This window comes from Nonomuraea roseoviolacea subsp. carminata (genome assembly GCF_024172185.1).
Taxonomy (GTDB): domain Bacteria; phylum Actinomycetota; class Actinomycetes; order Streptosporangiales; family Streptosporangiaceae; genus Nonomuraea; species Nonomuraea roseoviolacea.
Genome location: NZ_JAMZEC010000001.1, coordinates 8267716 through 8294201 on the forward strand (window position 1 = coordinate 8267716; position 26486 = coordinate 8294201).

Consider the following 26486-nt stretch of genomic DNA (forward strand, 5'->3'; position numbering starts at 1 on the left):
CGTGGGGTGGACATTCGCCGGTAGCTCGTACGGGGGACAGACGAGTGTCCACCGTGCGGGGACGACTCCAGGCCGCCGGATCCCTAGCGTTTCCCGGCGTAGCGGCGGCAACCCGTCACGCGGTCCCTCCCCTCAAGGCCCCCTCACGTTAGGAACTCGTCATGCGGTTGTTGAAACAGCTCGTGCCCGTCGCGGCGGTCGCCTTCGCCGGCGGCGCCCTCGTGGGCGCGGTGCAGGGGAACCCGTTCCTCACCCTGCTCCTCGGTCTCGCGACGGCCGTGCTCGCCGTCCTCGTCTACGCCCGCGTGGTGCGGTGGTCCGAGCGCCGCGCGCCGGCGGAGGTGGCGGCGCGGGGCGCCGCCGGCGCCGTCGCGCGCGGGACGCTGATCGGGGTCGCGCTGTTCGCGGCGGTCATCCTGAACATCGCCCTCGTGGGCGGCTACCGGATCGCCGGCCAGGGGTCCCTGACGGGCGCGGCCGGGCTGTTCGGCTTCATGGCCGCCGCCGCGGTGACGGAGGAGCTGCTGTTTCGCGGCATCCTGTTCAGGATCGTCGAGGAACGCACGGGGACGTGGCCGGCGCTGGCGCTGACCGCCGTGCTGTTCGGCCTGTCGCACCTGTTCAACCCGCACGCCGACCTGTGGGGCGCGATCGCGATCGCGGTCGAGGCGGGCGGCATGCTCGCCGCCGCCTACGCCGCCACCCGCACCCTGTGGGTGCCGATCGGCGTGCACTTCGGCTGGAACTTCGCGGCGGCCGGCATCTTCGGCACCGAGGTCTCGGGCAACGGCGCGGTGCAGGGGCTGCTGCACGGCGTGACGTCGGGACCGGCCCTGCTCACGGGTGGCGCGTTCGGGCCGGAGGCGAGCGCGTACGCGGTGGTCTTCGGCCTGCTGCTGACGGCCGTGTTCATGTGGCTGGCCCGCCGGCGCGGCAACGTGGTCCCGGTCCGGCGCCGCGCGGCCGCTACGCTCACCCCATGATCGATTTACGGCGGGTCACGGACGTGTGGCGGCGGTGCGACGTCGTGGTCCGGGATCTGCCGTTCGGGGTGCTGATGGCCGTCGCGTCGCTCCTGCCGGCGCTCCACGGCAAGGGGACGCAGGTCGGCGACCTGCCGATCCGGGCGTTCGACACCCTGGCGTTCGTGGTGATCGCCCTGGAGTCGCTGCCGCTCGCCGTGCGCCGGCGGTGGCCGGCCGTGTGCCTGGCCCTGGTGTCGCTCGGCTTCGCCCTCGACCAGGTGCGCGGCTACCACGTGCTGGCGAGCAACGCGATGCCCATCGCGCTCATCAGCGCGGGCGCCCACCTGGAGCGCTTCCGGCGTGTCACCGTCATCCTCCTGTCGACGGCGTACGTGCCGCTGGCGCTGGCGCTCAACCGGCTCGGCGCGAGCGAGAAGGTGGAAGGCTACGTGGTGTTCTACCTGGCCCTGGCCCTGGCGTGGGGCATCGGGGTCTGGCTGCGCTCCACCCGCGCCGCCGAGGCGGAACGCCGCCGCCACGTCGCCGAGGCCACCCGCGCCGCCGAGCGCACCCGGATCGCCCGCGAGCTGCACGACGTCGTGACGCACCACGTGACGGCGATGGTCGTGCAGGCCGAGGCGGCCCGCTACCTGACGGCCGTGCCCGACCGCCTCGACGCGACGCTGAGCGCCGTCACCGACACCGGCCGGCGGGCCATCACCGATCTGCGGCACATGCTCGACCTGCTCAAGGCCGACCACGACACCGACGTCGGCATGCCGTCCACCGGGGAGCTCCACACGCTCGTGGAGCGGACCCGCCGGGCCGGGCAGCCGGTGGAGTTCGTAGAGGAGGGCAGCCCGGCGGAATCGGCGGGCAGCGCCGAGTTCGTGACGTACCGGGTCGTGCAGGAGGCCCTGACGAACGCCCTCAAACACGCCCACGGCAGTCCCACCGCGGTCCGGGTGCGTCACGGCGAGAAGGAGATCAGCGTGGAGGTCAGCACCGGCGGTTCCGGCTCCAGGGCCGCCTCTCCCGGCGGGAGCGGGCGGGGCCTGGCCGGGCTCCGCGAGCGGGTGGAGGCCCTGGGCGGCGAGTTCAGCGCCGACCGGCGGGCGGGCGGCGGCTTCGTGGTCCGGGCCCGCATCCCCGTGGGCGGCCGGTCGTGAGCGCGCCGGTACGGGTCCTGGTCTGCGACGACCAGGCGCTGATCCGCACCGGCTTCGCGACGATCATCGACGCGCAGCCGGACCTGGAGGTGGTGGGGGAGTGCGGCGACGGCCGCGCCGCCGTCGAGCTGGCGCGCGAGCTGCGGCCGGACATCGTCGTGATGGACGTGCGCATGCCGGTGCTCGACGGCATCGAGGCCACCCGCCGGCTGGCCGGCGCCGGCGTCGCCGATCCCGTCAAGGTGCTCGTGGTGACGACGTTCAACCTCGACGAGTACGTGTACGAGGCGCTGCGCGCGGGGGCGAGCGGGTTCCTGCTCAAGGACGCGCCGCCGGCGCAGCTCCTGCACGGCATCCGCACCGTCGCCTCGGGGGCCGCGCTGCTGGCTCCCGAGGTGACGCGGCGGCTCGTCGGCAGGTACGCGTCCCGGATCCGCCCGGCCCAGGGCACTCCCGGCGAGACCGCGCTGACGCCGCGCGAGCTGGAGGTGCTGCGGCTCATCGCCGACGGCCTGTCCAACAGCGAGATCGCCGCCACGCTGGTGATCAGCCAGGAGACCGTCAAGACGTACGTGTCGCGCATCCTGACCAAGCTCGACCTGCGTGACCGCGTGCAGGCGGTGGTCTACGCCTACCGCCGGGGCCTGGTGACCTGAGGACCACCGCCCGGAGACCTCGACCCGGCTGTCGGCGCGCGGCCGTCTCGCCCGTCGGCGTGCGGCCGTCAGCGTGTGGCCGTCGGCTCTTCCGGCGCGGCGGGTGTGCGCGGCGAGCGCGTGGCGACGACGTCGAGCAGGCTGACGAGCGGGCCGAACTGTTCCTGGTCCAGGCGGCCGACCGCGGGCGCCAGGGCCCGCCGGATGTCGTCCTCCACGCGCTCGGCGAGTTCGAGCCCGGCCGGGGTCATGTACACCTCGACGACCCGGCCGTCCTGGGGGTTCTTGCCGCGGGCCAGCAGCCCCCGGCGCTGGGCGCGGTCGATGAGGCCGGACAACGTGGACTTGTCCAGGCCGAGGTAGGCGGCCAGCTCGGTGACGCGGGCGCGGCGGTCGCGCAGGATGCCGAGCAGCCGTAGCTGGGTGAGCGACAGGTCGTGCTCGGCGGCGATGCGGGTCAGCACGCCTGCCACCTCGAAGGTTGTCCGGACGAGGACGTCCATGACGTCGTCGGCGGTGGTCATGCCGTCATGCTAGTCCGGCTTGGTTGGGAATACCAACCACAATCCGTTGACATGGTTGGTATTACCAACCATCATGAAGGTAGTTGGTAAGACAAACCATCTCTTCCGGAGGTCACCATGCACGCCGCCGTCATCCAGGCGCCCGACGCCACGCCGGTCTATCGCGACCACCCCGACCCCGCGCCACGCCACGCCGACGAGCTGGTCGTCGAGGTCCTCGCGGCCGGACTGCACCATCTGACCAGGGGCAAGGCGACCGGCGCGCACTACTCCGGCGACGGCGTGTACCCGCTGGTCCCCGGCGTCGACGGCGTGGTGCGCGACGAGGAGGGCAACGTCCGCTACGTGGTCCTGGACGACACCCCGCTGGGGACGTTCGCCGACCGCACCCTCATCGACCCCCGCCGCAGCGTGATCCTGCCCGGCGACATCGACCCCGTGCGGATCGCCGCCGCGATGAACCCGGCCATGTCGTCCTGGGTCGCGCTGCGCCGGCGGATCGACTTCCACGCCGGCCAGCGCGTCCTCGTCCTCGGCGCCACCGGCAACGCCGGACGGATGGCGGTCCAGATCGCCAAGCTGTTCGGCGCCGCGCGGGTCCTCGCCGCCGGCCGCGACACCACCCGCCTGAAGGCGCTGACCGAGCTCGGCGCCGACGAGACGATCACCTTCGACCAGGTCGCCCGGGCGGCCGACGTCGACGTGGTCATCGACTACGTGTGGGGTGAACCCGCCGCCGGCGCCATGATCCCGATGCTGACCGCCCGCGCCGACCGCGCGGCCCCGCTGACCTGGATCCAGATCGGATCCATGGCCGGCCCGGCCGCGCCGATCCCCTCCGTGGCGCTGCGCTCCGCCCGCCTGCGGATCGTCGGCAGCGGCATCGGCTCGGTCCCCGCCCGCGACTTCCTCGCCGAGCTGCCGGAGCTGGCCTCGGCGGTGGCCACGGGCGCGATCGACGTACGGGCGCGGGCCGTGCCGCTGGCCGAGGTGGCGCGGGCGTGGACCGCCGGGACCGACGAGCGCGTCGTCCTCGTCCCCTAGCCGGCCCGGCGGGCCGGGCCGGCTAGGGGGTCAGGCCGTGAGCGCGGCGCGGAGCTTGGTGAGCACCGCGCGCAGGATGCGCGAGACGTGCATCTGCGAGATCCCGAACTCCTGGGCGATCTCCGACTGGGTCATGTTGCCGTAGAAGCGCATCAGCAGGATGTTCTTCTCCCGGGCCGGCAGGGCGTCGATCAGCGGCTTGATCGCGTGCGTGTCGAGCAGGGTGTCGAGCGACTGGTCCTGCGCGGGCAGGAGGTCGCCCAGCTCGGCCGCGTCCTCGTCGCCGCCGCCGCCGACCGGGGCGTCCAGCGACAGCGCCGAGTAGGCGGTGGACGCCTCCATCGCCAGCAGCACGTCCTCCTCGGAGATGCCCAGCTTGGCGGCCAGCTCGGCGACGGTCGGCGAGTGGCCGAGAACCTGCGTCAGCTCGGCCGTGGCCTTGTTGATCTCGATGCGGCGTTCCTGGTAGACACGCGGCACCCGCACGGCCCAGGTGCGGTCGCGGAAGTGCCGCTTCACCTCGCCGAGCACGGTGACCATGGCGTAGCCCCGGAACTCGTGCCCGAGCGAGGGGTCGTAGCCGTTGACGGCCTTCATCAGCCCCACGTAGGCGGCCTGGCGCAGGTCGTCCATGGACTCGCCGCGGTAGCGGTAGCGGCGGGTGATCTCGGACACCAGTCCCTCGTGCATCTCCACCAGGCGCTCGCGGATGCGCGCCGCGTCCAGGTCGGAGATGTCCGGGTCGGCCAGGCGGGTGAGGAGGTCCTCGGCGGTGAGCTGCTCGGATGCGGTGATGGTGGTCAGGACGGGCACGTGCTTCTCCCAGATGTGCCGGCGGCCCCGTCCATGGGAAAAAGCCCATGCAGAGGCACGCCACGATTCGCGTGAGAGGAAGCCCTCTGCTGGACTTCGAGATCCACCATCCCCGCCGGAGGCCCCGCTCTCACCTGCTTTCGGTAACGGATTCATAACTGATGCAGGGGATTGTCGCTACCTGGCGGCGGACACCGGGTCCCGCCGCTCAGGACCCGTACGGGGGAGCCGCGCCGACCCAGCGGTGATAGGCGTCCATGTCGACGTTGCCGCCGCACACGACGGTGGCCACGTGCCGGCCGGCGAAGCGGTCGCGGTCCTCGAGGATCGCCGCGACACCGAGCGCGGCCGACGGTTCGACGACGAGACCGGCGTGGTCGAGGAGCATCCGCATCCCGGCCATGATCGACGCCTCCTGGACCAGGACGGCGTCGTCGGCGACCACGAGGAGGTCGTCCAGGACGGCCGGGATGGGGCGCCGGCCGGCGACGCCGTCGGCGATGGTGTCGGCCGAGTCGGTGGTGACGACGCGCCGCTGCCGCCACGAGAGCGTCATCGCCGGCGCGCCCAGCGGCTGGACGCAGATCACCTCGACGCCGGGCGCCGACGCCTTGATCACGTGGCCCACGCCGGTGGCCAGCGCCCCGCCGCCGAGGGCGACCAGGACGGCGTCGAACGGCGGCGCGGTCTCCACCAGCTCCAGGCCGATGGTCGCCGCGCCCTCGCAGGTCTCGATGTCCAGGCTGTCCTCCACCAGCCGGACGCCGTCGTGCCGCGCGATGGCCGCCGCCCGCTCGCGGGCCAGGTCGAAGTCGCCGTCCACCAGCTCCAGCCGGGCGTCCAGCGCGCGGATGCGGTCGAGCTTGGCCGCGGGCGCGAAGCGGGACGCCACGACGGTGACGTCGAGCCCGCGGCGGCGACCGGACCACGCGAGGGCCTGGCCGAGGTTGCCCGCGCTGGCGCACACCACGGCCGGCGAGCCGTCGCCGGCCAGCAGGCTCGCGACCAGCTCGGTTCCGCGGGCCTTGAAGCTGCGGACCGGGTTCGCCGTCTCGAGCTTGACGCTGACCGCGCATCCGAGGCCGGGCTCCAGCGCCTCGCAGCGGTACAGCGGGGTGTCGAGGAACACCGGGTCGATGACCTGGCGGGCCGCCCGGATGCGAGCGGTGTCGAGGCGCGTCTCCCGCATGAGTCACCCGTCCAGGTTCGACATGACGCTGTGGCCGAAGGGGACGACCATGGTCCAGCCCTCGACCAGGTCGTTCATGATCTCACCGAACCTCCGCACCGGGCCGTTGCCGATGTGGCGCTCGAAGGCGGCCCTGTCGGTGTAGGCCTCGTAGACGTACACCACGTCGGGTTCCGTCTCGACCTCCCACAGGTCGAGACGGAGGGTGCCCGGCTCGCGATCCCTGGCCACCTGGATGTTCCAGCGTGAGAACTCCAGGAACTCCGCTCGCTTTCCCGGTTTGAGGACGAGCCTGACGATCGCTCCGTACATCGGTTGCTCCTGGTCTCTGGGCGACTGCGGGAACCTTTCGGAGTTCCTTGAGGAGACCTGACTACCGTAGCATTCGAAGTTCCCTGAGGGAACCCCAATCCCTCATCGCAGCGCCCTCCCGCGATGAACGGCCATCGCCGCCCCCAGGGCGAGGGCGGCGTATCCGCAGGTCACCGCCAGACCCGCCCACGGCGGGAGCGGGTAATAGCCCCCGATCAGGGACGGATCCACGTCCACCTGCGCGAACGTGGGAACGCTCTGCGTGATCGCGAACCCGGCGGCGGGGGTGACCATCAGCAGCCATGGCGCCAGCCCCGCGGCCGCCAGCACGTACGGCACGACGACCAGCGCGACGGCCAGCCCGGCGGCGACGACGGCCCGCCCGACCAGCGCGGCGAGCCCCAGAGCCAGCACGGCGGCGGCCGCGGCCAGCGCCGCGTAGCCGACGATCATCCGCGACTCGGTCGCCAGGGTGATCGGCTGGACCGGGTTCCGGTTCGCGCGCACCATCGCCAGGCCGACCGGGATCACGACCCCAGCGGTCACCAGCCCCGCCACGAAGGCGGCCCCGCCGACCACCATGGCCCCCGCCGCCAGCAGCCGCGCCGGACGCGGCGCGCCCCCGGCTGACCGGCGCCGGCGTTCCGCCGTGACGAACGTGACCGCCACCACGAGCACCGGGATCAGCCCCACGGCCCCGCCGATCAGCAGGAGGTCGGCGCGCACACCGCCCTCCACCGTGGCGGGCCCGATGTCGCCGCCGCCGGTCACGACGAGCTTGTCGCCGGACTCCACGACCCCGCCCGGGTGATGCGGGGTTCTTCCGTCGGACTCCAGGGCGACGCCGACGTCGTCGTGGCGCCACGGCCCGTTCGCGCCCCGCAGCGTGATCTCGTCGAAGGTGGCGGTGGCCTGGGCGAAGGCCTCCGCCATGTCCCACAGGGCGCCGGGCGAGGTGACGAACAGCCCGATCTCGACGGTCTCCGGCAGCCCGGCCAGCCTGACCACGCCGATCCGGCTCCACGTCCTGCCGTCGTCCGACTCGTAGCCGGTGACGGTGTCGCCCGACCTGGTCAGCCGCAGCCACTGGGGGCCGTTGTGGGGGCCGCCGGGCACGTCGTGGGTGAAGTCGTGCTGCATCCGCACGCCGTGCTGCCCGGTGAGCATGACGGCGGCGTACGGGGTGCCCTGCCTGAGGCTCTGCCTGATGAGCAGCCCGGCCTTCGCCCACGGCACCACTCCCTGGGTGACGTTGCGCACCCCCGGCACGGCGTCCGGCAGCCGGATCTGCCCGGTCATGTCCGCCACGCGGGCGGTGATGCCGCCGTCCCCCTTGAGCGGCTGGTGGACGAAGTAGTACTTGTCGTTCACCGCCGTGCCGTCGGGTCCCACCAACGGCGCGGGGCAGGGGCCCTCCCCCTTCCCGGTCACGCAGCTCATGCGGACGCCTCCGGCGATCAGCAGTCCGAGCGACACGGTGACCAGCACGGAGGCCGCCAGGGCGAGCGCCCAGCCGCGCCTGGCGCGGAACCTGGCCCACTCGGCGCGCAGCGCCTGGGGGAAACGGTCTCGCCCGGCCGGTTCGCCGGGTCGGTGAGGGGTGGATGAACTCATGCCGACGGTTGTACGCGGCGCCCGGTTCCGGCCCGGTCGCCGCCGCTGCGACCCGGCTGCGACCGGGGATCTGCCATCGTGGGGACATGGCACCTGAACCCGGCCGCCCCGCCGGCGCGACGGCCGGCGGTGAGCGGCGGTGAGGGTCCTCGTCGTCGAGGACTTCGAGGTCCTCGCCCGCTCCGTCGGAACCGGGCTGCGCCGCGAGGGCATGGCCGTCGACGTCGTCCTGGACGGGACCGCCGCCCTCGACCGCCTGGCCGTCACCCGCTACGACGTGGTGGTCCTCGACCGCGACCTGCCCGGCGTCCACGGGGACGAGATCTGCCGGCGGCTGGCCCACAGCCGGTGCGAGACGCGGGTCCTGATGCTCACCGCCTCCGGCACGATCGAGGACCGCGTCGACGGGCTCAGCCTCGGTGCCGACGACTACCTGCCCAAGCCGTTCGCGTTCGCCGAGCTGGTCGCCCGCGTCCGCGCCCTGGGCCGCCGCGCCACCCCGCCGCTGCCGCCCACCCTGACCTGCGGGGACATCGCCCTCGACCCGGCCCGCCGTACCGCGTTCCGGGGCGGGCGGCGCCTCGACCTGAGCCCCCGGGAGTTCGCCCTGCTCGAATGCCTGCTCGCCGTGCCCGGCCTGGTCGTCTCCGCCGAGGAGCTGCTGGAGCGCGTCTGGGACGAGGCCGCCGACCCCTTCAGCAGCGCGGTCAAGCACACCGTGCACCGGTTACGGGCCAAGCTGGGCGACCCGCCGGTCATCGAGACCGTCCGCGAGGGCGGCTACCGGATCGGACCGTCATGACCGCGCGGAAGCTCGCCAGACGGTCGCTGCAGACCCGGCTCGCGCTCGCCTACGCGGCCGGCATCTACGCCGCGGGGCTGCTGGTGGTCGTCCTCGTCGACCTTCCGCTCGCCAGCATCCAGGCGGCCGTCCCCGCGGGCCGGCCCTCGCCGGGCGCGGTCTCCGGCACCGGGTCCGGGATCAGCCTGCCCCAGCTCCTCGCCGGGTCCGCGGCCGCCCTGGTGCTGCTGCTTCCCGTCGCCCTGGCCCTGGGCTGGTACGTCGCCGGCCGGTTCCTGCACCCGCTGCGCGCCATCACCGCCACCGCGCAGGTCATCTCCGCCGGAGACCTGCACCGGCGCCTCGGCCTCGGCGAGCCCGCGGACGAGCTGACCGAGCTGGGCCACACCCTCGACGACCTGTTCGCCCGCCTCGAGGCCTCCTTCGACGCCCAACGCCACTTCGTCGCCAACGCCTCCCACGAGCTGCGCACCCCGCTCGCCGGTCTGCGCGCCCTGCTCGAAGTCGCCCTCGCCGACCCCGACGCCGACGCCGAGACCCTGCGCTCGGCCTGCCAGGAGGCCATCGCCCTCGGCGAGCACCAGGAGCGGCTCGTCCAGGCGCTGCTCACCCTGGCCACCAGCGAGCGCGGCGTCACCCGCCGCGACACCCTCGACCTCGCCCACGTCGTCGAAGGGGTGCTCGCCTCCCGCCGCGACGAGGCGAGGCGGAAGGGCGTCGCCCTCGCCGCGCACCTGACGCCCGCCGTGACGGCCGGAGACCCGAGACTGATCGAAAGCCTCGTCGCCAACCTCGTCGACAACGCCGTCCGCCACAACCACGCGGGCGGGCACGTGGAGATCACCACGCGGACCTCCGGCGCGCGGGCGGCCCTCACGGTCGCCAACAGCGGGCCGGTCGTGCCCGGCGACCAGGTCCGGCGCCTCTTCCACCCCTTCCAGAGACTGGCGCCCGATCGCCACGGCACCGGCGACGGCCATGGCCTCGGCCTGGCCATCGTCGACGCCGTGACGCGGGCTCACCACGCCACCCTCACCACCGGAGCCCGCCCGGAAGGCGGTCTGTCCATCACCGTGCGGTTCGCGCCCGGTCCCTGACCTCAGATGCCGGCGGGGGCTCCGCTAGACGCGGCGGCAGTTCGCGGGCGGCTTCGGGCGGTCGTCGGTCCAGCCCGTATCGGGGGTGTAGATCATGGCGCTCATGATCCCGCCTTCGGCGAGGCCCACGGTGCTCTCTCCCGCCTTCGTGACATCGGCCAGGATCTCACCGGTCAACGGGTCGAGGACGGTCGTGTGGTCCTCGGTCACCTCGTCGTCCTCGCCGAACTCTCCGGAGTACTCGCTGCCCTTGGTGAGGTCCACGGCGAGGCCGCCGCGGCCCAGCGGGTCCTTGGCCGGCCCCAGGACGCTGGTCGTGGGCAGATCGGCGAGCAGGCGCAGGACCGCGGCCCGGGCCGCCGGGGTGAGGGGCGTCGTCAGCAGGAAGCGGGAATCGGCGAGAGCGGCCTCCTCCGTCCGCGCCGTCGCCCTCTTGGTCCGGTCGGCCTCCCAGCGGGCGCGCAGCCACGCGCGCAGCCCCTTGTCATCGGCGGGCAGCGCCGAGATCTCGGCCAGTGTGTACGGACCGAGCGGGTGAGCGGCGGGCCCGTGGTCCGGCGTGACCCCGCGCGTGTACCAGCAGTCCGTGCGCTTCGCGCGCATCGGCAGTTTCACGCAGTCGGCCGCTCTCGTGCCGGGCGTGCACACCCGCTGGACCTTGGCGGGCGATCCCGCGGCCCGCCAGGCGCGTTCGTCGGCCGGAGTCGCCGGGCGCAGGTTCGGCTCCCCGTTCTGCGTCTGCACAAGGTCCTTGGGATCGCGCGGCAGCCAGAGTTCCGTCGTCCACGAGGCCACCGCGTTGAAGGCGCGCCCCCCGGCCTGTACCCGGACCAGAGCATCGGTCCGCATCGACCTGCGCCAGTACGCGCCCCGGTCCTCCGGCAACCGTGCGACCTGGGCGGCCAACCGGCGCAGTGCCTCGTTCCCGTCGGAGGGCGCGAGCACGGGGGGAGACACGGGGGCGGGCACGGCGATCACCTTCGCGACCAGCGCGACCACGGCGAGGATGACGACGACCGCCGCGGCCGTCAACACCGGCAGCCCCCGGACACCACGACGCGGACGGATCGCGGCAGGATGCGCGACAGGCCCCAGCTTCTCAGGGGACACCAGTTCCGCGCCGGCGGAGAAGGCGTCACGGAGTCGGTCTTCGACGCTTCGGGTCATCGCTCCTCCTCTAGTTTCCCGGCAAGCACCTTCAGCGCCCGGGATGCCGTCGATTTGACCGTTCCGCGGCTGACCCCCATCACCTGGGCGATCTCCGCTTCCGACAGGTCGAGGTAGTACCGCAGCACGAGCACCTCGCGCTGGCGTCGTGGCAGAGCCCGGACGGCCAGGAACACCTGTCGCCGGGTCTCCCCGAGCAACGCCGCCGCCTCCGCCGACCAGAAGGGGACCTCGGGCCGCCCGCGGAAGCGCCCGATGACCGCCCTGCGCCGCAGGACCATCCGGCACCCGTTGACCACCGCCGTGCGCAGGTACGGCAGCATCCGCCCGCGGTCCGCGATCTTGCTCCATCGGCGGTACACCGCGGCGAACGCGTCCTGCACCACGTCCTCGGCGGTCCCCTGGTCACCCAGCAGCAGGAACGCCAGCCGGACCAGGGGGAGCCGGTGGACGGCGAACAACTCGCTCACGACCGTATCGGCCGATGCCTCGACGCCCGGAGAACCGGGGGGAGGGTGGATGATCTCGGATCTCATGCCTTCTCCATGCACGAGCTCTCGCGGAGGTTGCCTCCCCACGGCCTTCAGTCGCAGCGGACGGGCGCTCGGCCGGGGCGCTCAGTCGTCGTGGGCGATGTGCATGAGTTGCCGCCACAGCAGGACGACGAACACCGCGGAACCGGCGAAGGCGAACCAGAAGGGCGCCGCGACGCCGAGGCGGGTGGCCAGGACGCCGCCGATCAACGAGCCGACCACCAGACCGGCGTAGACGCAGACGGTGTTGACGCTGCCCACCCGGCCCTGGAGCTCGCGCGGGACCGCGCGCTGGCGGACGGTGACCGAGGTCGTGCCCCAGATGAAGGCGTGCGCGCCGAAGACCAGGAAGATGCCCCCGGCGACCCACGGCGAGTGGGTCAGGGCCAGGCCCAGATGGGTGAACGTCTCGATGATGAGCCCGATCCGCATCAGGGCGCCGAGGCTCACCCTGCGGGTGATGGCCCCGTACAGGCCGGTGCCGATCAGCCCGCCGACCCCGCCGATGGTGGTCATCAGACCGAAGCCCACCGCGCCGAGCCCGAGCTGCTCCTGGGTGTAGAGGACGAGGACCGACCAGGCCGCGCCGAACGTGAAGTTGAAGATCAGGATGGTGAGCGCGAGCGTGCGGACCGCCGCGTGCCGGAGGGTCCAGCTGAACCCGGCGATCAGCTCGCGTACGGTGCCGGGCGCGACCTCGCCGGCCTGCCGGCCGTGCGGCGGCAGGGTGATCCGGGAGACCAGCACCATCCCCGCCGCCACCAGGAGCAGCTGGCTCGCGAACGGCCACGTCAGGCCCAGGCCGAACAGCGCCGCGCCGATCGGCGGCCCGGCGAGCTGGTTGAGCGTGATGAACCCCGTGCCCAGGCGGGCGTTGGCGACGGTGAGATCCTCCTTGCCGACCATCATGGGGGTCAGCGTGGCCGTCGCGTTGTCGGCGAAGACCTCGGCGATGGACCGGAGCGTCAGCGCCGCCAGCGCCGTCGCCACCGTCACGGTGCCGGTCACCATGAGCACGACGAGCGCCGCCAGCACCAGGGCCCGGGCCGCGTTCGCGACGAGCACGATCCTGCGCCGGTCGTGCCGGTCCGACAGCACGCCCGCGTACAGGCTGAACAGCAGCGGAGGCGCCCACCCCACCAGGGCCGCCAGCGAGATCATCAACGGGTCGCGGGTCAACGTCGCGATCAGCAGCGGGCCCGCCGCGGCCGCGATGCCGTCACCGAAGTTCGTCAGCCAGCTCGAGGCCAGCAACCACCGGAATCCCGTCCCGAGCCGGGCCGGCAGGACCCGCTCCACCACTGCGATCACGAGCGCAAAACCATACGTTTTCGGAGCGTCCGCGGCAACGCGTTTTCGCGCGTTCGCGGACGTGCCGGGCCTACTTACGCCGACGACGACCCCGCGCCCCTGAGCGCGGTGACGCGCCCCTCGTGCGGGCGGAGCCCCGTGGATGTCCCCGGGTGGGTGGACAGCAGCGGTGTTCCCGGGATCGCGAGCTCCTGGGACGAGCCGGTGAGGTTGAGCGTGATCAGCAGGTCCTCGTCGGGATGCCGGCGCCGGTAGGCGAGCACGCCGTCGGGAGCCGGCGCGGGCTGGTACGACCCGTCCCTCAGCGCGGGGTGACCGCGCCGGAGTCCGAGCAGGGCGCGGGTGAGGTGGAGCGGCGAGCCGGGGTCGGCCTCCTGGGCGGCGACGTTGACGGACGGGTCGCCCAGGGGCAGCCACGGCCGCGCCCCGGGCGGGCTGAACCCGGCGTTGGGAGCGGAGGTCCAGGGCATCGGGGTGCGGGCCGGATCTCGGCCTTCCCACGGGTCGCGGGCCTGGCCGGGCGGGATCGGCACGTCGGTCATGCCGAGTTCGTCGCCGTAGTAGAGCACCGGCGTGCCGCGCAGGGTGAGCAGGAGCATCAGCGCGACGCGTACCTGGTCGGGGCCGAGCCGGGTGGCCATGCGGGAGATGTCGTGGCTGCCCAGCACCCAGTTGGGCCAGGCGTGCGCGGGCAGCGCGCGGTCGTAGGCGGTGATGAAGGTCTGGAGGTCGTGCGCTCGCCAGGGAGTGAACAGCAGCCAGAAGTTGATCGGCAGGTGCAGCATGTCGTCCTGGCCGTAGTAGCCGGCCAGCCGGGGGAGGGGGAGCCGGTACTCCACCTCGCCGATGAGCACCCGCCCGGGAAAGTCCTCCGTGATGGCGCGCAGTTCCTTGAGCAGCTCCAGGGTGTCAGGCTGGTTGAGCTGGTAGCGGGCAAGCGCGGGCTCGTAACGGCCGTGCCCGTCGAGCGGCTCGTCCCGGAAGTGCTCGTCCTTCAGCAGGTAATCGACCATGTCGATGCGGAAGCCGTCCACGCCCCGCTCCAGCCAGAACCTCATCACCCGGTGCATGGCCCGCCGCACCTCGGGGTGGCGCCAGTTCAGGTCGGGCTGCTCGGGCAGGAACGAGTGCAGGTAGTACTGCCCGGTCCGCGGCTCGAAGGTCCAGGCGGGCCCGCCGGTGACCGCCCGCCAGTTGTTGGGCGGGCCGCCGTCGACCGGATCGCGCCAGATGTACCAGTCGCGCTTGGGGTCGTCCGCGGACGTACGGGATGCGGCGAACCACGGGTGGTCGACGGAGGTGTGGTTGGGCACGAAGTCGAGGATCACGCGCAGCCCTCGGCGGTGTGCTTCGGCCAGCAGCCGGTCGAAGTCGGCGAGGGTGCCGAACAGCGGATCCACGTCGGTGTGGTCGGTGATGTCGTAGCCGAAGTCGCGCTGCGGCGAGCGGTAGAACGGCGAGAGCCAGACCGCCTCGACCCCGAGCCGGGACAGGTGGTCCAGGTGCGCGGTGATGCCGGGCAGGTCGCCCACGCCGTCGCCGTCGCTGTCGGCGAAGGAGCGGGGGTAGATGTGGTAGATCGCGCCGTGTCTCCACCAGGTCGCGGTCGTCACAGGACGCCGTACCGCTGGAAGGCGTCGGTGAGCGAGCCGCTCTCGGCGGCGGCCGCGCGGAAGGCGTCCTCGGCCGCGCGCTTGCCCGCGACCAGTTCGGCGACCCGGCCCGCGACCTCGGCCGGGACGACCGTGACCCCGTCCAGATCGCCGATCAGCACGTCGCCCGGCCGGATCGTCACGCTGCCCAGCGTGACGGGGTCGCCGTGCGCGACCACGTCGAGCCGGCCCTTGCTGTCGTAGGGCACCGTCCCCCGGCTGAAGATCGGGAAGGGCCCTCGGGCCAGTTGTGCCGCGTCCCGGATCAGCCCGTCGGTCAGGGCTCCGGCGACCCGGCGCGCCTGGCAGGCGGCGGTGATGAGCTCTCCCCACACGCCTGCCGCGTCGGACCTGCCGGTGGCGAACACGACGATCTCGTCCCCTCGCACGTGCTCCATCGCGCGCAGCAGTCCTTGGTACGGCATGGCGGGCCGGGTGTCGCGGGCCGGCTCCGCGCGCAGGCAGAAGGCCGGGCCGAGCAGCGTGTGGGAAGGGGCGAGGGGCATGACGTCCGGGTCCAGGCACTGGTTCCTCAGGTCGAGGTGGTCGAGGGCGTCGGCCGCGAGCGCGCTGGAGACGCCCGAGAACATCCGGCGGAGGGAGGGCTGTGTCATGCCGGGAGTTTGCCTGCTTTAATCTCATATGTGCAAACACCCTTGTTGCAATATATGAGACAGGTGTGAGATGTCCACCTCATTGGAGCGCGCCCTCGACGCCATGGAACTGCTGGCCGAGGGCCAGGAGACCACGCTGGCCGGGCTCGCCGGACGCCTCGGGGCCTCGCGCGCGACCGTGCACCGGCTGCTCGCCGTCCTGCAGGCACGGGGTTACGTCCGGCATGTGCCCGAGACGCACGAGTACCGGCTCGGCCCGGCTCTGACCGATCTGACGGCACGCTCGGAAGCCGGCTCGCTGACCTCCCTGGCGGCGCCGGTCATGGCCGAGCTGTCGGCGCTCACCGGCGAGACGATCAACCTCGCGGTGCTGCGGCGCGGGCGCATCGTCTGGGCGGACACCGTGGACGGCGTCCACGCGATCCGGCTGACCACCACCCTGGGCGACAGGGTGCCGCCGCACGCGACCGCGATCGGCAAGGCCATCCTGGCCGGGCTGCCGCATGCCGAATGGGGTGCGCTGCTGGGGCGCGAGCCGTACGCGCGCCACACCCCCGCCACCCGCACCACGCTGGCCGAGCTCCGCCCCGACGTCGAGTCCGCGCGCGGCTGTGGTTACGCCCTGGACGAGGAGGAGTCCGAGGTCGGCGGCATCTGCCTGGCCGCCGCGGTGATCGGCCGCGCCGGCCGGCCGATCGGGGCGATCTCGGTGTCGGCGGTCGCGGTGCGGTTCCCCAGGGCGACGTGGCCGGAGGTGGGCGAGGCGGTGTACGACGCCTGCGCGCGGTTGTCGGCGCGGATTCAGACCAGCGGCGCGGACGAGTGAGTCATCGCGACCAGCAGGTCATGTCGATGGATGAGCGAGGAGAGCACGTGCGACTGGCAGGAAAAGTAGCGATCGTCACCGGGGCGGCCGGGGGCATCGGAGCGGCGACCGCGGCCCGGTTCGCCGCCGAAGGCGCCTTCGTGACCTGCGTGGACCTGCGCGCCGAAGCGGTGGCGGAACTGGCCGGGCGGATCGGCCCCCACGCTCACGGCATCGCCGCCGACGTGGCCTCGCCCGACGACAACGCGCGGATCGTGGAGCAGACCGTCCGCCGCTTCGGCGGGGTCGACGTCTTCGTGGCCAACGCCGCGGTCCAGTTCATGGGCCGGATCGACGACACCGCCCCCGAGCAGTGGGACCGCCTGCACGCGGTCAACCTCCGCGGCGTCTACCTCGGCGTCCAGGCCGTCCTGCCGGCGCTGCGGCACAGGGGCGGAGGCTCGATCGTCATCACCGCGTCCCTGCTGGGCATCGTGGGCGACCCGGACATGCCCGCCTACGGCGCCATGAAGGGCGGCCTGCGCTCCATGGCCCGGGCGCTGGCGGCCGCCCACGGGCCCGAGGGCGTCCGCGTCAACACGATCTGCCCCGGCGACGTCGAGACCGAGCTGCTCGACGACTTCTTCGCCTTCCAGCCCGATCCCCACGCCGCGCGGGAACGGCTCGTCGAGCGCTACCCGCTGCGCCGCTTCGCCGCACCCGACGACGTGGCCGCCGCGGCGCTCTTCCTGGCCTCCGACGACGCCGCCTACATCACCGGCACGGATCTCGTCGTCGACGGCGGCCTGCTGGCCCAGATCTACTAGGAGATGATCAGATGTCGTTGCGCAGCGCCGCGTGGTTCGCGAGCGATGACCTGCCGGGATTCCTGCACCGCGCTTCCCTGCGCGCCATGGGCCTGTCCCGGGCCGCGATGTCCGGCAGGCCGATCGTCGGCATCGCGAATTCCTGGTCGGAGCTGGTCAGCTGCAACGCGCACTTCCGCGGCCTGGCCGACGCCGTCCGGCGGGGGGTGCTCCAGGCAGGCGGCCTGCCGCTGGAGTTCCCCACGATCGCCCTGGGCGAGAACCTCATGAAACCCACCGCGATGCTGTACCGCAACCTGATGGCCATCGACGTCGAGGAGAGCCTGCGCTCCTATCCCTTCGACGCGGTCGTGCTCCTGGGCGGCTGCGACAAGACCATACCGGCGCAGCTCATGGGCGCCGCCTCGGCCAACGTGCCGGCCGTGATGGTGCCCGGCGGTCCCGCCGAGCCCGCGGTCTTCCAGGGACGGCGCCTCGGCGTCGGCACCGATCTGTGGCGCTACACCGACCGGCTGCGCGCCGGGCAGATGAGCGAGACGGAGTTCGCCGAGCTGGAGCAGGCGGCGATGCCCGGAGTCGGCCACTGCACCGAGATGGGCACCGCCTCGACCATGGCCGTACTCGCGGAGGCCCTCGGCGTCGCGCTGCCCGGCTCGGCGGCCATCCCCGCCGGGGACGCACGGCGATACGCCGCCGCGGAGAGCGCGGGGGCCCGTGCGGTGACCCTGGCGGGTTCCGGGCCGCGCCCCCGCCAGGTCATCACCCGCGCCTCGCTGCTCAACGCGGCCACCGTGCTGGCCGCGATCGGCGGATCGACCAACGCGATCGTCCACCTGCTCGCGCTGGCCAGGCGCAGCGGGGTGCCCTTCTCGCTCGACGACCTCGACGCCGCCGCGGCGCGTACGCCGCTGCTCGTCAACGTCCGGCCCGCGGGTGAGCACCTGTTCGAGGACTTCTTCCGCGCGGGCGGCGTGCCGGCCCTGCTCCGCGAGCTGAGGCCGCTGCTGGACACCGACGCTCTCACCGTGGACGGCCGCACCCTGGACGAGTGGCTCTCCGTGCCCGTCACACCCGACCGCCGGGTGATCGGCACGCTCGACGAACCGTACGGCGACCCCGGCGGCCTGGCGGTGCTGCGCGGCAACCTGGCGCCCGACGGCGCGGTCATCAAGGCGTCGGCCGCCTCCCGCCGGTTGCTCCGCCATCGCGGACCGGCGCTCGTGTTCGACGGCGTGGCCGACCTGGCCGGACGGATCGACGACCCCGCGCTGCCGGTGACCGCCGAGTCCGTGCTCGTCCTGCGCAACGCCGGTCCCGTCGGCGGACCGGGCATGCCGGAATGGGGACAGCTCCCGATCCCCGCCAAACTGCTGCGCGAAGGCGTCACCGACATGGTGCGCGTCTCCGACGCCCGCATGAGCGGAACGGCGTACGGGACCGTCGTCCTCCACGTCGCACCCGAGTCCGCCGTCGGCGGCCCGCTGGCGGCCGTCCGCGACGGCGACCTCATCGAGCTCGACGTTCCCGGCCGGCGCCTGCACCTGTGCGTGCCGGACGACGAGGTCAGGCGCAGGCTCGCCGAGTCCCCGGCCCGGACCGCCCCGAACCCGTCCGGATGGACGCGCCTGTACACCAGTCACGTGCTCCAGGCCGATCAGGGCTGCGACTTCGCCTTCCACGAGCCGGAGACCGACGCCGGCACCACCCCGCTGCCGTCCGGCCTGCTGAGCGGATGGCACGGCGGCTGGTGATCCGCGCTCGGACCGTGTGACAGGGCAGAGGAGTCGGCCGCGTCGCCGTCAGGCTCCCGACGCGACGCCCGGACCCGGCTCTCGTCGGCCAGACTGAGTCCATGGAGTACGTCGTCCGAGTGCCCGCGCCCCCGCTCGACCGGTTCATCGACGACATCTACTGCCTGACCGGAGTGCCGCGTCACCGCCGGATGAACGTCCCGCCGATGCCGTCGGCCCACCTGTTCGTCAACCTGGGCGGGCCCGTCCGCCTGTGGGACTCCGACCCTTCGGTGCCGCCGGCCGTGTTCACCGACGGGTGGTTCATGGGGGTGTGGACCAGGCGTTTCCTCTTCGAGTACCCCACCCCGGTGCGGCTCGTCGGGGTGCACTTCAAGCCGTGGGGGATCTCGCCGTTCGCCGACCTGCCGGCGACCGAGCTGCGCAACCGGTGGGTGCCGGTCGACGCCGTCTGGCAGCGGTCCCTGGGCCGGATCCGCGACCGGGTCGGCGACCTCGCCTCGGCCGCCGAGACCCTGCGGGTGCTGGAGGACGAACTGCGATCACGACTCGTCGAGGCGCCGTGGCGTGGACTCGACCTCGTCCGGCACACGGGCCTGCGCCTGGAGACCTCCCACGGCGTGGTCCCGGTCGGCGCGCTGGCCGACGCCGCCGGGGTGAGCGGCAACCACCTGGCCGCGCAGTTCAAGGCTCATGTCGGGGTCACCCCGAAGCTGGTGGCGCGGATCTACCGTTTCGCCCGGCTGATCGTGTCCGTGGACGCCTCGCGGCCGGTCGACTGGTCGCGGTTCGCCCAGACGGCGGGCTACTTCGACCAGGCCCACTTCGGCAAGGAGTTCAAGGACTTCACCGGTCATACCCCGACGGAGTACCTGGAGCTGCGCCGCCGGTTCCCCGCCGAGGAGGGCTTCCCGCCGGACAACGGTCCGATGCCCGCCGATTGATTTTTTACAAGCCCCCTCGCGGCCGGTGTCGGCACGATCGGAGCCGTACACGCGAGGAGACTTCGGGAGAGCCCATGGGCGCAGTGATCATGCACAACGTGGTGTCGGTGGACGGTTTCATCGCCGACGAGAACGACGCCGTCGGGCCACTGCACGACTGGTACTTCAACGGCGACACCCCGATCACCGAGGGCGGCGACCAGGAGTACGACCATTCGGGGACCGGGAGCCGTCTCATGGTCTCCCGCGCGTCGGCGCCCTACGTCCGGTCGGTGTGGGAGTCGATCGGCACGATCGTGATGGGCCGCCGCCTGTTCGACCTGGTGAACGGCTGGGAGGGGCGGCCGCCCACGGGTGACCACGTGGTCGTGGTGTCACATCGGCCCAAGCCGGAGGGCTGGCACCCCGAGGCGTCGTACCACTTCGTCGACGACGTGACGGCTGCGATCGGCAAGGCCAGGGAACTCGCCGGGGACCGGGCCGTCGCCGTGAGCGCCGGCGAGGTGGGCGGCCAGATCCTCGCGGCCGGCCTCGTGGACGAGGTGGCGATGGATGTGGTGCCGGTGGTGTTCGGCTCGGGCAAGCGCTACTTCGGCGGCATCGACGGGCAGCATCTGCTGGAGGACCCCCACGTGGTGATCCAGGGCGAAGGGGTGCTCCATCTGGCGTTCAAGGTGCGCCGCTGACCCGGGAGGGCGCGTCTCGGCCCGTGACGGCCGCCGCGATCCGCAGGGCGGCCTGAGAGGGTGTGAGGTGCGTGGTGTCGACGACCTCGGCCTCGGCGTGCAGCCACGTGCGGGCCGCCTCGGCGTAGGGCTCAAGGTACTGGAGCCGGAAGGGGGAGGGGACGGGGCCGAGAGCGGTGTCCCCTTCGATGCGCCCGCGGAGGGTGTTCTGGTCGGCGTGGAGGACGAAGTGCCGCACCGGAATGGCGTGCCGGGCGAGGCCCGCGCTGATCTCGCGCCAGTACTGCTCGACCAGGACGGTCATGGGGATCACCAGAGTGCCGCCGGTGTAGTCGAGGACGTGGCGGGCGGTCTCGACGACGAGCGCCCGCCACGGCGGCCAGTGCTGGAAGTTGCCCAGCGAGGGCAGCCCGGGCGTGATGTCCATGAGTGTCTCGCCGACCTTCTCGGCGTCGAACACCCGGGAGCCGGGGATCAGCGGCTGCACGAGCGCGCCGGTGGTCGTCTTGCCCGCGCCGTGGGTGCCGTTGAGCCATACGATCATGGGAGCCAAGGCTAGCGCCGCCCCCGGTCTGCCGGGCCGCGGCTCAGCCGTTCGCGCGGATGATCTTGTTGATCCAGTCGCTGTACGCGGGCACGTTGGTGTAGAGGCCGGGACCCTGCTCGCAGGAGGGGCTCTTGGCGCCGGGGCCGGAGGTGACGCCGATGAGTTCCCACCGGCCGCCGCGGCCGCGCTGGATCTGGGGGCCGCCGGAGTCGCCGTTGCAGGCCATGGCCTTGGGCTTGCGGCTGATCGTGCACAGGCGGGTTTCGCCGGCGAAGCCCGGGCCGCACTCGGAGGCGGCGCCGCGGCGGGTGTCGAGCTGGCGCAGCCTCGCGGCCATCTTCCAGTCGGCCGGGTCGGTGCCGGCCCTGGTGATGCCGAAGCCGAGGATCCGGGTCGGCGTGCCGGGCTTGCCCGCCTGGCCGGCGATCTCGATGGGCTTGACGCCGACCGGGCGGTCCAGGCGGATCAGCGCGATGTCGTTCTTGTTCGGCGCGTTCTGGGCGTAGCCGGGGTGCAGGAACGCCTGCGCGATCTTGCGGACGGTCCCGCCGGACTTCCGCCGGTCGCTGCCGACGCGCACCGTGCCCTTCGGGATCGAGCCGATCTCCATGTCGAGGCAGTGCGCCGCGGTCACCACCCACTGCGGGTGGATCAGCGCCGCGCCGCAGTTGCCGTCCGTGAGGCCCGCGAGAGGGGCCGTGGTAGGGATGCTCACCATGAAGGGGTAGGACTCGGTGGGCTCGGAACCGTTGATGATCGCTCCGGCGCTCCCCGCGGTGATCGCGAGGCAGGCCGCTCCGGCCAGCGCGACGACGGCGGAGCGGGAGGCGATACGGCGGAACGTGGTGGTGCCAGACACGTGTGAAGCCCTTCATCGGTTGTTTTGGATGTGAAGAAGCTATGCGTCCGGCTGGGTCGGGGCGATCATGTCAGCAGGCCATCACGCGGTAGGGACAACCCCACCCGACCCGGGCGCGCGCGTCCAACGGCGGGCGATCCGGCGGCGACGTCGCGGCAGAGCGGGCACTGACCACCAGGAGCATCAGGCACGGCGTGGCCGCCCCGGCCGGGTGGGGCCGGGGCGGGGCGGTCAGGAAAGGCGCGCCTGCCTGACGGAGTCCGCGGCGAGCAGCGCCGCGCCCAGTTGCACGGCGACCAGCGAGCGCAGCGGGATCGGCGTGCCCATCGCCTCGGCCTCGGCCTCCTCGAACCACTCGTCGAAGCGCGCCCCGAGCCGGGCGCGCTCGGCCCGGACCGCGGGCGTCAGGTTGCCCGCGGCCAGCTCGGCGTCCAGCATGCGCAGGTACGTACCGCAGTACCTCAGCCGCATGAGGTGCACGAGCTGCCGGCTGCCGACCACCTCGGCCACCGTGGCCGGGCGGTCGGTGCCGGGGAGGCTCTCCCAGTCGGCGATGAACTCGTCGTGGGTGCCGACGAAGTCCTCCAGCGCCCGGCGGAAGGGCGACCGCACCGTCAGGTCGCCCTTGACGCGGGCGAGGGAAGCGGCCAGCTCGGCGATCAGGGCGCGCTGCCCGTCCAGGGAGCCGCGGATCGCCTCGCCGTACTCCTGATCGGTGGGTGTCTGGTCGGCGACGCGGGGGTCGGCCCAGTAGGGCAGCTCGGTGACCAGGTGCAGGGCGCCGAAGCGGTCGGCGTAGTCGACGCTGCCGCCGCCGATGCCGTACATCGCGGCGATCTGGGAGCCCCGCGGGGTCAGGTAGGCCGCCGGGCCGATCTGGACGGCGCTCGGCACCTCCGGCGGGCCCATGTGCAGGGGCAGCCCCTCGGCGGTGGCGATGGCGGTCAGGCGGGCGGCGAGCACGGGGTCGTCCTGGCTGAGGTAGTAGAACGCGCCCTGGAGCTCGCCGTTGTGCAGGGAGTAGACGAAGGCGGGCCTGACCTCGTCCATCAGCCGCATCAGCGCCTCGGTCTCCGGCAGCGTGCGGTCGAAGAAGTAGTCCTCGCCGGTCAGCGGGAAGGTCCATTCGACCTGGTCGCTCTCCGCCGGGCGGTAGAAGTGCTCGGCGTAGGCGCGGCGGTCGCTCGGGCGGGCGTACCAGCCCTCGTTGAGCCGGGCGCCGTCGGGGTCGGCGCACGGGAGGAGGTGCCAGCGGAAGCCGAAGTCCTCCCGCAGCGCGGCGTCCTCCACGAGCCGGCGCAGCAGCGTGCTGACGGTGAGCGCGCCGATGGGCTCGTTGGGGTGGGGTCCGCCGATGATCACGGCGTCGTGGGGGCCGGTGCCGATGGTGGCCACGCGCAGCGGCTCGCCCAGGCGGGACGTGCCGATGCGGCGCAGGGTCACCAGGTCGGGGTGGGCGGCGGCGAGGTCGTCGAGCTCGGCGTGCATCTGGTCCACCGTCGGGAACGCGGTGAAGTCGGGCACGCGGCTCATGTGGGAGGTGACGTCCACTTTTCGGGCCTCCTGATAATCTGGATTATTCTAGTAAATCAGATTATCTTTACGGCATGCAGGAGATGTCATGCGGCTGACCAGAGCGGAAAGCAAGGCCGCGAACAGGCGCGCGCTGATCGAGGCCGCGCGCGAGATCGTCGGCCGCGACGGCTCCAAGGCGAAGCTGGAGGACATCACCGAGCTGGCCGGCCTGACCACGGGCGCGGTCTACTCGCTGTTCGGCGGCAAGAACGGGCTGATGGCCGCCATGGTCGAGGACTATGCCGGTCCGCTCGACCTGAGCGGGGCCGAGACCGGCACGCGGCTGGAGGAGGCCGTGGCCGAGATCGCCCGCCGTTTCCTGCGCATGTCGGCCGACCCGCGGGCCGCCGGCATGATGCTGTTCGAGGCGCGCGTGCTCGACCTCGTGCTCACCGACCCCGACCTGTGCGGCAGGCTCACCGCCGCGATGAGGTCGACCGAGGTCGACCTCGCCGCCCTGTTGACCGGCCGCGAGCACGACGGCGGCGCCGTCACGGGCGAGCAGGCGCTCCGCCTGGCCCGTGCGCTGAGGGCCCTGCTGGCCGGGCTCGGCCAGGGCGTCGTGCTCGGCGCCTACGAGGCCGACGAGGAGTACTTCGTGCGGACCGCCCAGGCGCTGATCACGCCGAAGGTGCTCGGACCGGCCTAGATCACGGCCGGGGTTCGGGGGGACCACGGCCGCATGTCACCCCACCCCGAAAGGCAGAACCATGTCCAGATCCGGCTTCGGCGTCATCGGCGCGCCGGTGTTGCTCATCGGCGTCCTCCAGGCGATGGAGATGACGCTCTCGCCCGCGCTCCCGCTCGTCCAGCGGGAGTTGGCGGCCTCACCCGGCGCGCTCGCCTGGATCTTCACCGGCTCGCTGATCACCTCGGCGATCGGCACCCCGATCGTCGGCCGCCTGGCCGACATGTACGACAAGCGGCGCCTGCTGCTCGCGCTGATGGCGATCAGCGGGACCGGGGTCCTCATCGCCGGTCTGGCGCCGAACGTCACCGTGCTGATCGTGGGCATGGCGGTCGAGGGCGTCTGGCTGGGCGTGCTGCCCCTGACGGTGGGGCTGTTCCGCGACACGCTCACGCCCGAGCGCGCCGCCACCGGCAACGGCCTGGTCGTCGGCGTCGCCGCGCTGGCCAGCGCCCTCGGCCTCATCCTGGCCGGGCCGATCAGCTCGGCCCTCGGTTACCGGTGGCTGTTCCTGCTCGCCGTGGCCGGCGTGGCGGTGGCGTTCGTGTGGGCCTGGTTCACGGTGCCGGCCACCCCGCGCGCGGCCTCGGGCCGGGTCGACTGGGCCGGCGGGCTGCTGCTCGGCATCGGCCTGGCCCTGCTCATGCTGGGCCTGACCACCGCCTCCGCCTGGGGCTGGACGGCCCCGGCCACCCTCGCGCTGTTCGCCGCCGCCGTGCTCACGCTGGGCCCGTGGGCGGTCGTCGAGCTGCGCGTCGCCGACCCGCTCGTGGACCTGCGGCTGCTGGCCGGCCGCACTCCGGCCGGGGTGACGGCCATGGGGGCCTTGTTCGGCTTCGCCTCCTTCGGCCTCGGCGTCGCCCTGCCGATGATGCTGGCCGCGCCCGTCGAGACCGGCTACGGCCTGGGCGCCGACACGCTGTGGATCGGGATCTACATGTTCCCCATGGGCGTGGCGGGCACCCTGGTCGCGCCGCTGGTCGGGCCGATGAGCAGGCTGCTCGGGCGGCGCGCCGTGCTGGTGCTCGGCAGCACGCTCGTCTGCGCCGGCACCGGCCTGCTGGCCCTGGGGCACTCCTCCCCGTGGCAGATCGTGGCCGGGGTGACGATCATGGGATTGGGCGGCTCGATCGGCCTCACCGCGGGGCTCAACGCCGTGGCCTCCGACGTGCCCGGCGACCGCGCCGCCGGGGTCAGCGGCGTGGCCTTCGTCGCCAAGAGCGTCGGCGGCACGTTCGGGGCGCAGCTCGGCGGCATGGTGCTGGCCTCCGGCGCGGTGGCGGGAGTGCCCACCGAACGCGCCTTCGTCGAGACCTACCTGCTCTCGGCGGCGCTCGGCCTGCTGGCCGTCGCCGCCGCCTTCGTGATCCCCGCCGCTGTGCGGGAGGCGCAAACCGGGGACGCCGTTTCTGCCCCGGCTACGAAGCCCGTCGTACGCCCCGGTGAAAGCCTGTGACGATGACGAACGTCTACATCTCCATCGACATGGAAGGCGTGGCGGGCATCGCCACCATGGACCAGGTCTCCCGCGGCGGCCACGGCTATCCGCTGGCGCAACGCCTGATGACCGCCGAGGCCAACGCCGCCATCGAGGGCGCCTTCGCGGCCGGGGCCCGCAGCGTCCTGGTCAACGACAGCCACGGCGCCATGGACAACCTGCTGCACGAGGAGCTCGACCCGCGCGCCCGGCTGATCTTCGGCACGCCCAAGCTCGACTGCATGGCCGAGGGCATCTCGGCCGAGCACGACGTGGCCCTGTTCCTCGGCTACCACGCCGCCGCCGGATCGCCCGGCGTGCTCGCCCACACCTACTCCTCGCACTTCTACGAGGTGCGCCTCAACGGCGCGATCGTCTCGGAGGCCGAGGTCAACGCCCTTCAGGCGGCCGCCGTCGGCGTGCCGGTGGGGCTGCTCACCGGCGACGACGTCATCTGCGGCGTCGCCGGCAAGGTGCTCCCCGGGGTGCGCACCGTCGCCGTCAAGATCGCTCACGGGCACACCGCGGCCGACAGCCTCTCGCCGGCCGAGGCGCGGCGGCTGATCAAGGAGGCGGCGGCGGAGACCGTGCGCTCGGCCGGGGAGCTGCGGCCGGTCGAGCTGCCCGATGTGCTGGAGCTGGAGATCGACATGCCCACCACGCCCGCCGCCGAGCTGGGCGAGCTGGTGCCGGGCGTGCGCCGGATCGCCGACAAGACCCTCGCCGCCACCTTCGCCACCCCGAGGGAGGTGCTCGGATGCGTGACGACGTGCTACCACCTGGCGGCCGACGCCATGATCGCCAGGATGGCCCTGTACGGCAGGCCAACCCGGTAGCCCGCAGGTTTGCCGCTCCGGACAACCGT

At 72.9% G+C, this 26486-nt stretch carries 27 protein-coding genes; 14 read left to right on the plus strand and 13 right to left on the minus strand.

Annotation, left to right across the window (positions count from 1 at the left end; genetic code table 11):
- Nucleotides 1-161: 161 nt before the first annotated feature.
- The 3 genes from HD595_RS38400 to HD595_RS38410 are packed head-to-tail and all read left to right on the plus strand — an operon-like array spanning nucleotide 162 to nucleotide 2790.
- Nucleotides 162-983 carry a CPBP family intramembrane glutamic endopeptidase gene (locus tag HD595_RS38400; RefSeq protein ID WP_253777964.1) on the plus strand — a complete coding sequence of 274 codons (822 nt, stop codon included), beginning with the start codon at nucleotides 162-164 and terminating at the stop codon, nucleotides 981-983.
- Nucleotides 980-2134, plus strand: a complete 1155-nt coding sequence (locus HD595_RS38405) for a sensor histidine kinase (protein ID WP_253777966.1) — start codon at nucleotides 980-982, stop codon at nucleotides 2132-2134. Before HD595_RS38400 ends, HD595_RS38405 begins: the two co-directional genes overlap by 4 nt.
- Nucleotides 2131-2790, plus strand: coding sequence for a response regulator (locus HD595_RS38410; RefSeq protein ID WP_253777968.1), 660 nt, complete (start codon nucleotides 2131-2133; stop codon nucleotides 2788-2790). Before HD595_RS38405 ends, HD595_RS38410 begins: the two co-directional genes overlap by 4 nt.
- Before the next feature lie 68 nt (nucleotides 2791-2858).
- On the opposite strand, the gene HD595_RS38415 is transcribed toward HD595_RS38410, so the two are convergent.
- On the minus strand, nucleotides 2859-3314 hold the full coding sequence (locus HD595_RS38415; RefSeq protein ID WP_253777970.1) for a MarR family winged helix-turn-helix transcriptional regulator: 456 nt from the start codon (nucleotides 3312-3314) through the stop codon (nucleotides 2859-2861).
- A 117-nt stretch (nucleotides 3315-3431) separates the two neighbouring features.
- Between HD595_RS38415 and HD595_RS38420 the strand changes: the two genes are divergently transcribed.
- The gene (locus HD595_RS38420; protein ID WP_253777971.1) at nucleotides 3432-4358 is read left to right on the plus strand and encodes a quinone oxidoreductase family protein; all 927 of its coding nucleotides are present in this window, start codon (nucleotides 3432-3434) and stop codon (nucleotides 4356-4358) included.
- Between the two features lie 30 nt (nucleotides 4359-4388).
- On the opposite strand, the gene HD595_RS38425 is transcribed toward HD595_RS38420, so the two are convergent.
- From HD595_RS38425 to HD595_RS38440, 4 genes are all read right to left on the minus strand, one after another.
- Nucleotides 4389-5171 carry a SigB/SigF/SigG family RNA polymerase sigma factor gene (locus HD595_RS38425; protein WP_253777973.1) on the minus strand — a complete coding sequence of 261 codons (783 nt, stop codon included), beginning with the start codon at nucleotides 5169-5171 and terminating at the stop codon, nucleotides 4389-4391.
- Nucleotides 5172-5379: 208 nt separating this feature from the next.
- A complete protein-coding gene (locus tag HD595_RS38430; RefSeq protein ID WP_253777975.1) occupies nucleotides 5380-6360 on the minus strand; it encodes a threonine ammonia-lyase in 981 nt (326 codons plus the stop codon).
- Between the two features lie 3 nt (nucleotides 6361-6363).
- Nucleotides 6364-6672, minus strand: coding sequence for a putative quinol monooxygenase (locus tag HD595_RS38435; RefSeq protein ID WP_253777976.1), 309 nt, complete (start codon nucleotides 6670-6672; stop codon nucleotides 6364-6366).
- Between the two features lie 102 nt (nucleotides 6673-6774).
- On the minus strand, nucleotides 6775-8286 hold the full coding sequence (locus tag HD595_RS38440; RefSeq protein ID WP_253777978.1) for a DUF1349 domain-containing protein: 1512 nt from the start codon (nucleotides 8284-8286) through the stop codon (nucleotides 6775-6777).
- A 139-nt stretch (nucleotides 8287-8425) separates the two neighbouring features.
- On the opposite strand from HD595_RS38440, the gene HD595_RS38445 reads away from it, so the two are divergent.
- Together HD595_RS38445 and HD595_RS38450 are read left to right on the plus strand one after the other, a co-directional pair.
- Nucleotides 8426-9088, plus strand: a complete 663-nt coding sequence (locus tag HD595_RS38445) for a response regulator transcription factor (protein ID WP_253777980.1) — start codon at nucleotides 8426-8428, stop codon at nucleotides 9086-9088.
- Nucleotides 9085-10185: a sensor histidine kinase gene (locus tag HD595_RS38450; RefSeq protein ID WP_253777982.1), complete on the plus strand. Its 1101-nt coding sequence runs from the start codon at nucleotides 9085-9087 to the stop codon at nucleotides 10183-10185. The genes HD595_RS38445 and HD595_RS38450 overlap by 4 nt, the downstream gene beginning before the upstream one ends.
- A 24-nt stretch (nucleotides 10186-10209) precedes the next feature.
- Here the strand turns inward: HD595_RS38450 and HD595_RS38455 are convergent, their stop codons facing one another.
- From HD595_RS38455 to HD595_RS38475, 5 genes are all read right to left on the minus strand, one after another.
- Nucleotides 10210-11352, minus strand: a complete 1143-nt coding sequence (locus tag HD595_RS38455; RefSeq protein WP_253777984.1) for a hypothetical protein — start codon at nucleotides 11350-11352, stop codon at nucleotides 10210-10212.
- Entirely contained in the window at nucleotides 11349-11888 is a 540-nt protein-coding gene (locus HD595_RS38460; RefSeq protein WP_253777986.1) for a SigE family RNA polymerase sigma factor, read from the minus strand. The genes HD595_RS38455 and HD595_RS38460 overlap by 4 nt, the downstream gene beginning before the upstream one ends.
- A gap of 81 nt (nucleotides 11889-11969) precedes the next feature.
- The gene (locus tag HD595_RS38465; RefSeq protein ID WP_253777988.1) at nucleotides 11970-13196 is read right to left on the minus strand and encodes an MFS transporter; all 1227 of its coding nucleotides are present in this window, start codon (nucleotides 13194-13196) and stop codon (nucleotides 11970-11972) included.
- Nucleotides 13197-13270: 74 nt separating this feature from the next.
- A complete protein-coding gene (locus HD595_RS38470) occupies nucleotides 13271-14809 on the minus strand; it encodes an alpha-amylase family glycosyl hydrolase (protein WP_253777989.1) in 1539 nt (512 codons plus the stop codon).
- Nucleotides 14806-15462: an RraA family protein gene (locus HD595_RS38475; protein ID WP_253777991.1), complete on the minus strand. Its 657-nt coding sequence runs from the start codon at nucleotides 15460-15462 to the stop codon at nucleotides 14806-14808. Before HD595_RS38475 ends, HD595_RS38470 begins: the two co-directional genes overlap by 4 nt.
- 70 nt (nucleotides 15463-15532) lie before the next feature.
- On the opposite strand from HD595_RS38475, the gene HD595_RS38480 reads away from it, so the two are divergent.
- The 5 genes from HD595_RS38480 (at nucleotide 15533) to HD595_RS38500 (ending at nucleotide 20475) form a co-directional block, all read left to right on the plus strand.
- Entirely contained in the window at nucleotides 15533-16288 is a 756-nt protein-coding gene (locus tag HD595_RS38480; protein WP_253777993.1) for an IclR family transcriptional regulator, read from the plus strand.
- Nucleotides 16289-16335: 47 nt separating this feature from the next.
- A complete protein-coding gene (locus HD595_RS38485; protein ID WP_253777995.1) occupies nucleotides 16336-17094 on the plus strand; it encodes an SDR family NAD(P)-dependent oxidoreductase in 759 nt (252 codons plus the stop codon).
- Nucleotides 17095-17105: 11 nt separating this feature from the next.
- Nucleotides 17106-18845 (plus strand): dihydroxy-acid dehydratase, encoded by a 1740-nt coding sequence (locus HD595_RS38490; RefSeq protein ID WP_253777997.1) that lies wholly within the window; start codon nucleotides 17106-17108, stop codon nucleotides 18843-18845.
- Between the two features lie 101 nt (nucleotides 18846-18946).
- On the plus strand, nucleotides 18947-19789 hold the full coding sequence (locus HD595_RS38495; RefSeq protein ID WP_253777999.1) for a helix-turn-helix domain-containing protein: 843 nt from the start codon (nucleotides 18947-18949) through the stop codon (nucleotides 19787-19789).
- Between the two features lie 74 nt (nucleotides 19790-19863).
- A complete protein-coding gene (locus HD595_RS38500) occupies nucleotides 19864-20475 on the plus strand; it encodes a dihydrofolate reductase family protein (RefSeq protein WP_253778001.1) in 612 nt (203 codons plus the stop codon).
- On the opposite strand, the gene HD595_RS38505 is transcribed toward HD595_RS38500, so the two are convergent.
- The 3 genes from HD595_RS38505 to HD595_RS38515 all read right to left on the minus strand — a co-directional run bounded on the left by HD595_RS38505 (nucleotide 20459) and on the right by HD595_RS38515 (nucleotide 23432).
- Complete coding sequence (locus HD595_RS38505) at nucleotides 20459-21019, minus strand: AAA family ATPase (protein WP_253778003.1); 561 nt, start codon at nucleotides 21017-21019, stop codon at nucleotides 20459-20461. The two genes, HD595_RS38500 and HD595_RS38505, sit on opposite strands and share 17 nt — an antisense overlap.
- 43 nt (nucleotides 21020-21062) lie before the next feature.
- On the minus strand, nucleotides 21063-21881 hold the full coding sequence (locus HD595_RS38510) for a S1 family peptidase (protein ID WP_253778005.1): 819 nt from the start codon (nucleotides 21879-21881) through the stop codon (nucleotides 21063-21065).
- A gap of 231 nt (nucleotides 21882-22112) precedes the next feature.
- Complete coding sequence (locus HD595_RS38515; protein ID WP_253778007.1) at nucleotides 22113-23432, minus strand: M14 family zinc carboxypeptidase; 1320 nt, start codon at nucleotides 23430-23432, stop codon at nucleotides 22113-22115.
- 70 nt (nucleotides 23433-23502) lie between these two features.
- Between HD595_RS38515 and HD595_RS38520 the strand changes: the two genes are divergently transcribed.
- From HD595_RS38520 to HD595_RS38530, 3 genes are all read left to right on the plus strand, one after another.
- Nucleotides 23503-24105: a TetR/AcrR family transcriptional regulator gene (locus HD595_RS38520; protein ID WP_253778008.1), complete on the plus strand. Its 603-nt coding sequence runs from the start codon at nucleotides 23503-23505 to the stop codon at nucleotides 24103-24105.
- A gap of 61 nt (nucleotides 24106-24166) precedes the next feature.
- Nucleotides 24167-25600, plus strand: a complete 1434-nt coding sequence (locus tag HD595_RS38525; protein WP_253778009.1) for an MFS transporter — start codon at nucleotides 24167-24169, stop codon at nucleotides 25598-25600.
- 2 nt (nucleotides 25601-25602) lie between these two features.
- A complete protein-coding gene (locus HD595_RS38530; protein ID WP_253778010.1) occupies nucleotides 25603-26457 on the plus strand; it encodes a M55 family metallopeptidase in 855 nt (284 codons plus the stop codon).
- Nucleotides 26458-26486 lie beyond the last annotated feature (29 nt).

Excerpts from the sequence above, each read along its gene's own strand:
- HD595_RS38520 (WP_253778008.1), top strand. The coding sequence starts at position 23,503 with ATGCGGCTGACCAGAGCGGAAAGCAAGGCCGCGAACAGGCGCGCGCTG.
- HD595_RS38530 (WP_253778010.1), top strand. The coding sequence starts at position 25,603 with ATGACGAACGTCTACATCTCCATCGACATGGAAGGCGTGGCGGGCATC.
- HD595_RS38400 (WP_253777964.1), top strand. The coding sequence starts at position 162 with ATGCGGTTGTTGAAACAGCTCGTGCCCGTCGCGGCGGTCGCCTTCGCC.
- HD595_RS38405 (WP_253777966.1), top strand. The coding sequence starts at position 980 with ATGATCGATTTACGGCGGGTCACGGACGTGTGGCGGCGGTGCGACGTC.
- HD595_RS38505 (WP_253778003.1), bottom strand. The coding sequence starts at position 21,019 with ATGATCGTATGGCTCAACGGCACCCACGGCGCGGGCAAGACGACCACC.
- HD595_RS38480 (WP_253777993.1), top strand. The coding sequence starts at position 15,533 with ATGTCCACCTCATTGGAGCGCGCCCTCGACGCCATGGAACTGCTGGCC.
- HD595_RS38420 (WP_253777971.1), top strand. The coding sequence starts at position 3,432 with ATGCACGCCGCCGTCATCCAGGCGCCCGACGCCACGCCGGTCTATCGC.
- HD595_RS38495 (WP_253777999.1), top strand. The coding sequence starts at position 18,947 with ATGGAGTACGTCGTCCGAGTGCCCGCGCCCCCGCTCGACCGGTTCATC.
- HD595_RS38440 (WP_253777978.1), bottom strand. The coding sequence starts at position 8,286 with ATGAGTTCATCCACCCCTCACCGACCCGGCGAACCGGCCGGGCGAGAC.
- HD595_RS38455 (WP_253777984.1), bottom strand. The coding sequence starts at position 11,352 with ATGACCCGAAGCGTCGAAGACCGACTCCGTGACGCCTTCTCCGCCGGC.
- HD595_RS38430 (WP_253777975.1), bottom strand. The coding sequence starts at position 6,360 with ATGCGGGAGACGCGCCTCGACACCGCTCGCATCCGGGCGGCCCGCCAG.
- HD595_RS38525 (WP_253778009.1), top strand. The coding sequence starts at position 24,167 with ATGTCCAGATCCGGCTTCGGCGTCATCGGCGCGCCGGTGTTGCTCATC.
- HD595_RS38490 (WP_253777997.1), top strand. The coding sequence starts at position 17,106 with ATGTCGTTGCGCAGCGCCGCGTGGTTCGCGAGCGATGACCTGCCGGGA.
- HD595_RS38475 (WP_253777991.1), bottom strand. The coding sequence starts at position 15,462 with ATGACACAGCCCTCCCTCCGCCGGATGTTCTCGGGCGTCTCCAGCGCG.
- HD595_RS38435 (WP_253777976.1), bottom strand. The coding sequence starts at position 6,672 with ATGTACGGAGCGATCGTCAGGCTCGTCCTCAAACCGGGAAAGCGAGCG.
- HD595_RS38415 (WP_253777970.1), bottom strand. The coding sequence starts at position 3,314 with ATGACCACCGCCGACGACGTCATGGACGTCCTCGTCCGGACAACCTTC.
- HD595_RS38460 (WP_253777986.1), bottom strand. The coding sequence starts at position 11,888 with ATGAGATCCGAGATCATCCACCCTCCCCCCGGTTCTCCGGGCGTCGAG.
- HD595_RS38450 (WP_253777982.1), top strand. The coding sequence starts at position 9,085 with ATGACCGCGCGGAAGCTCGCCAGACGGTCGCTGCAGACCCGGCTCGCG.
- HD595_RS38500 (WP_253778001.1), top strand. The coding sequence starts at position 19,864 with ATGGGCGCAGTGATCATGCACAACGTGGTGTCGGTGGACGGTTTCATC.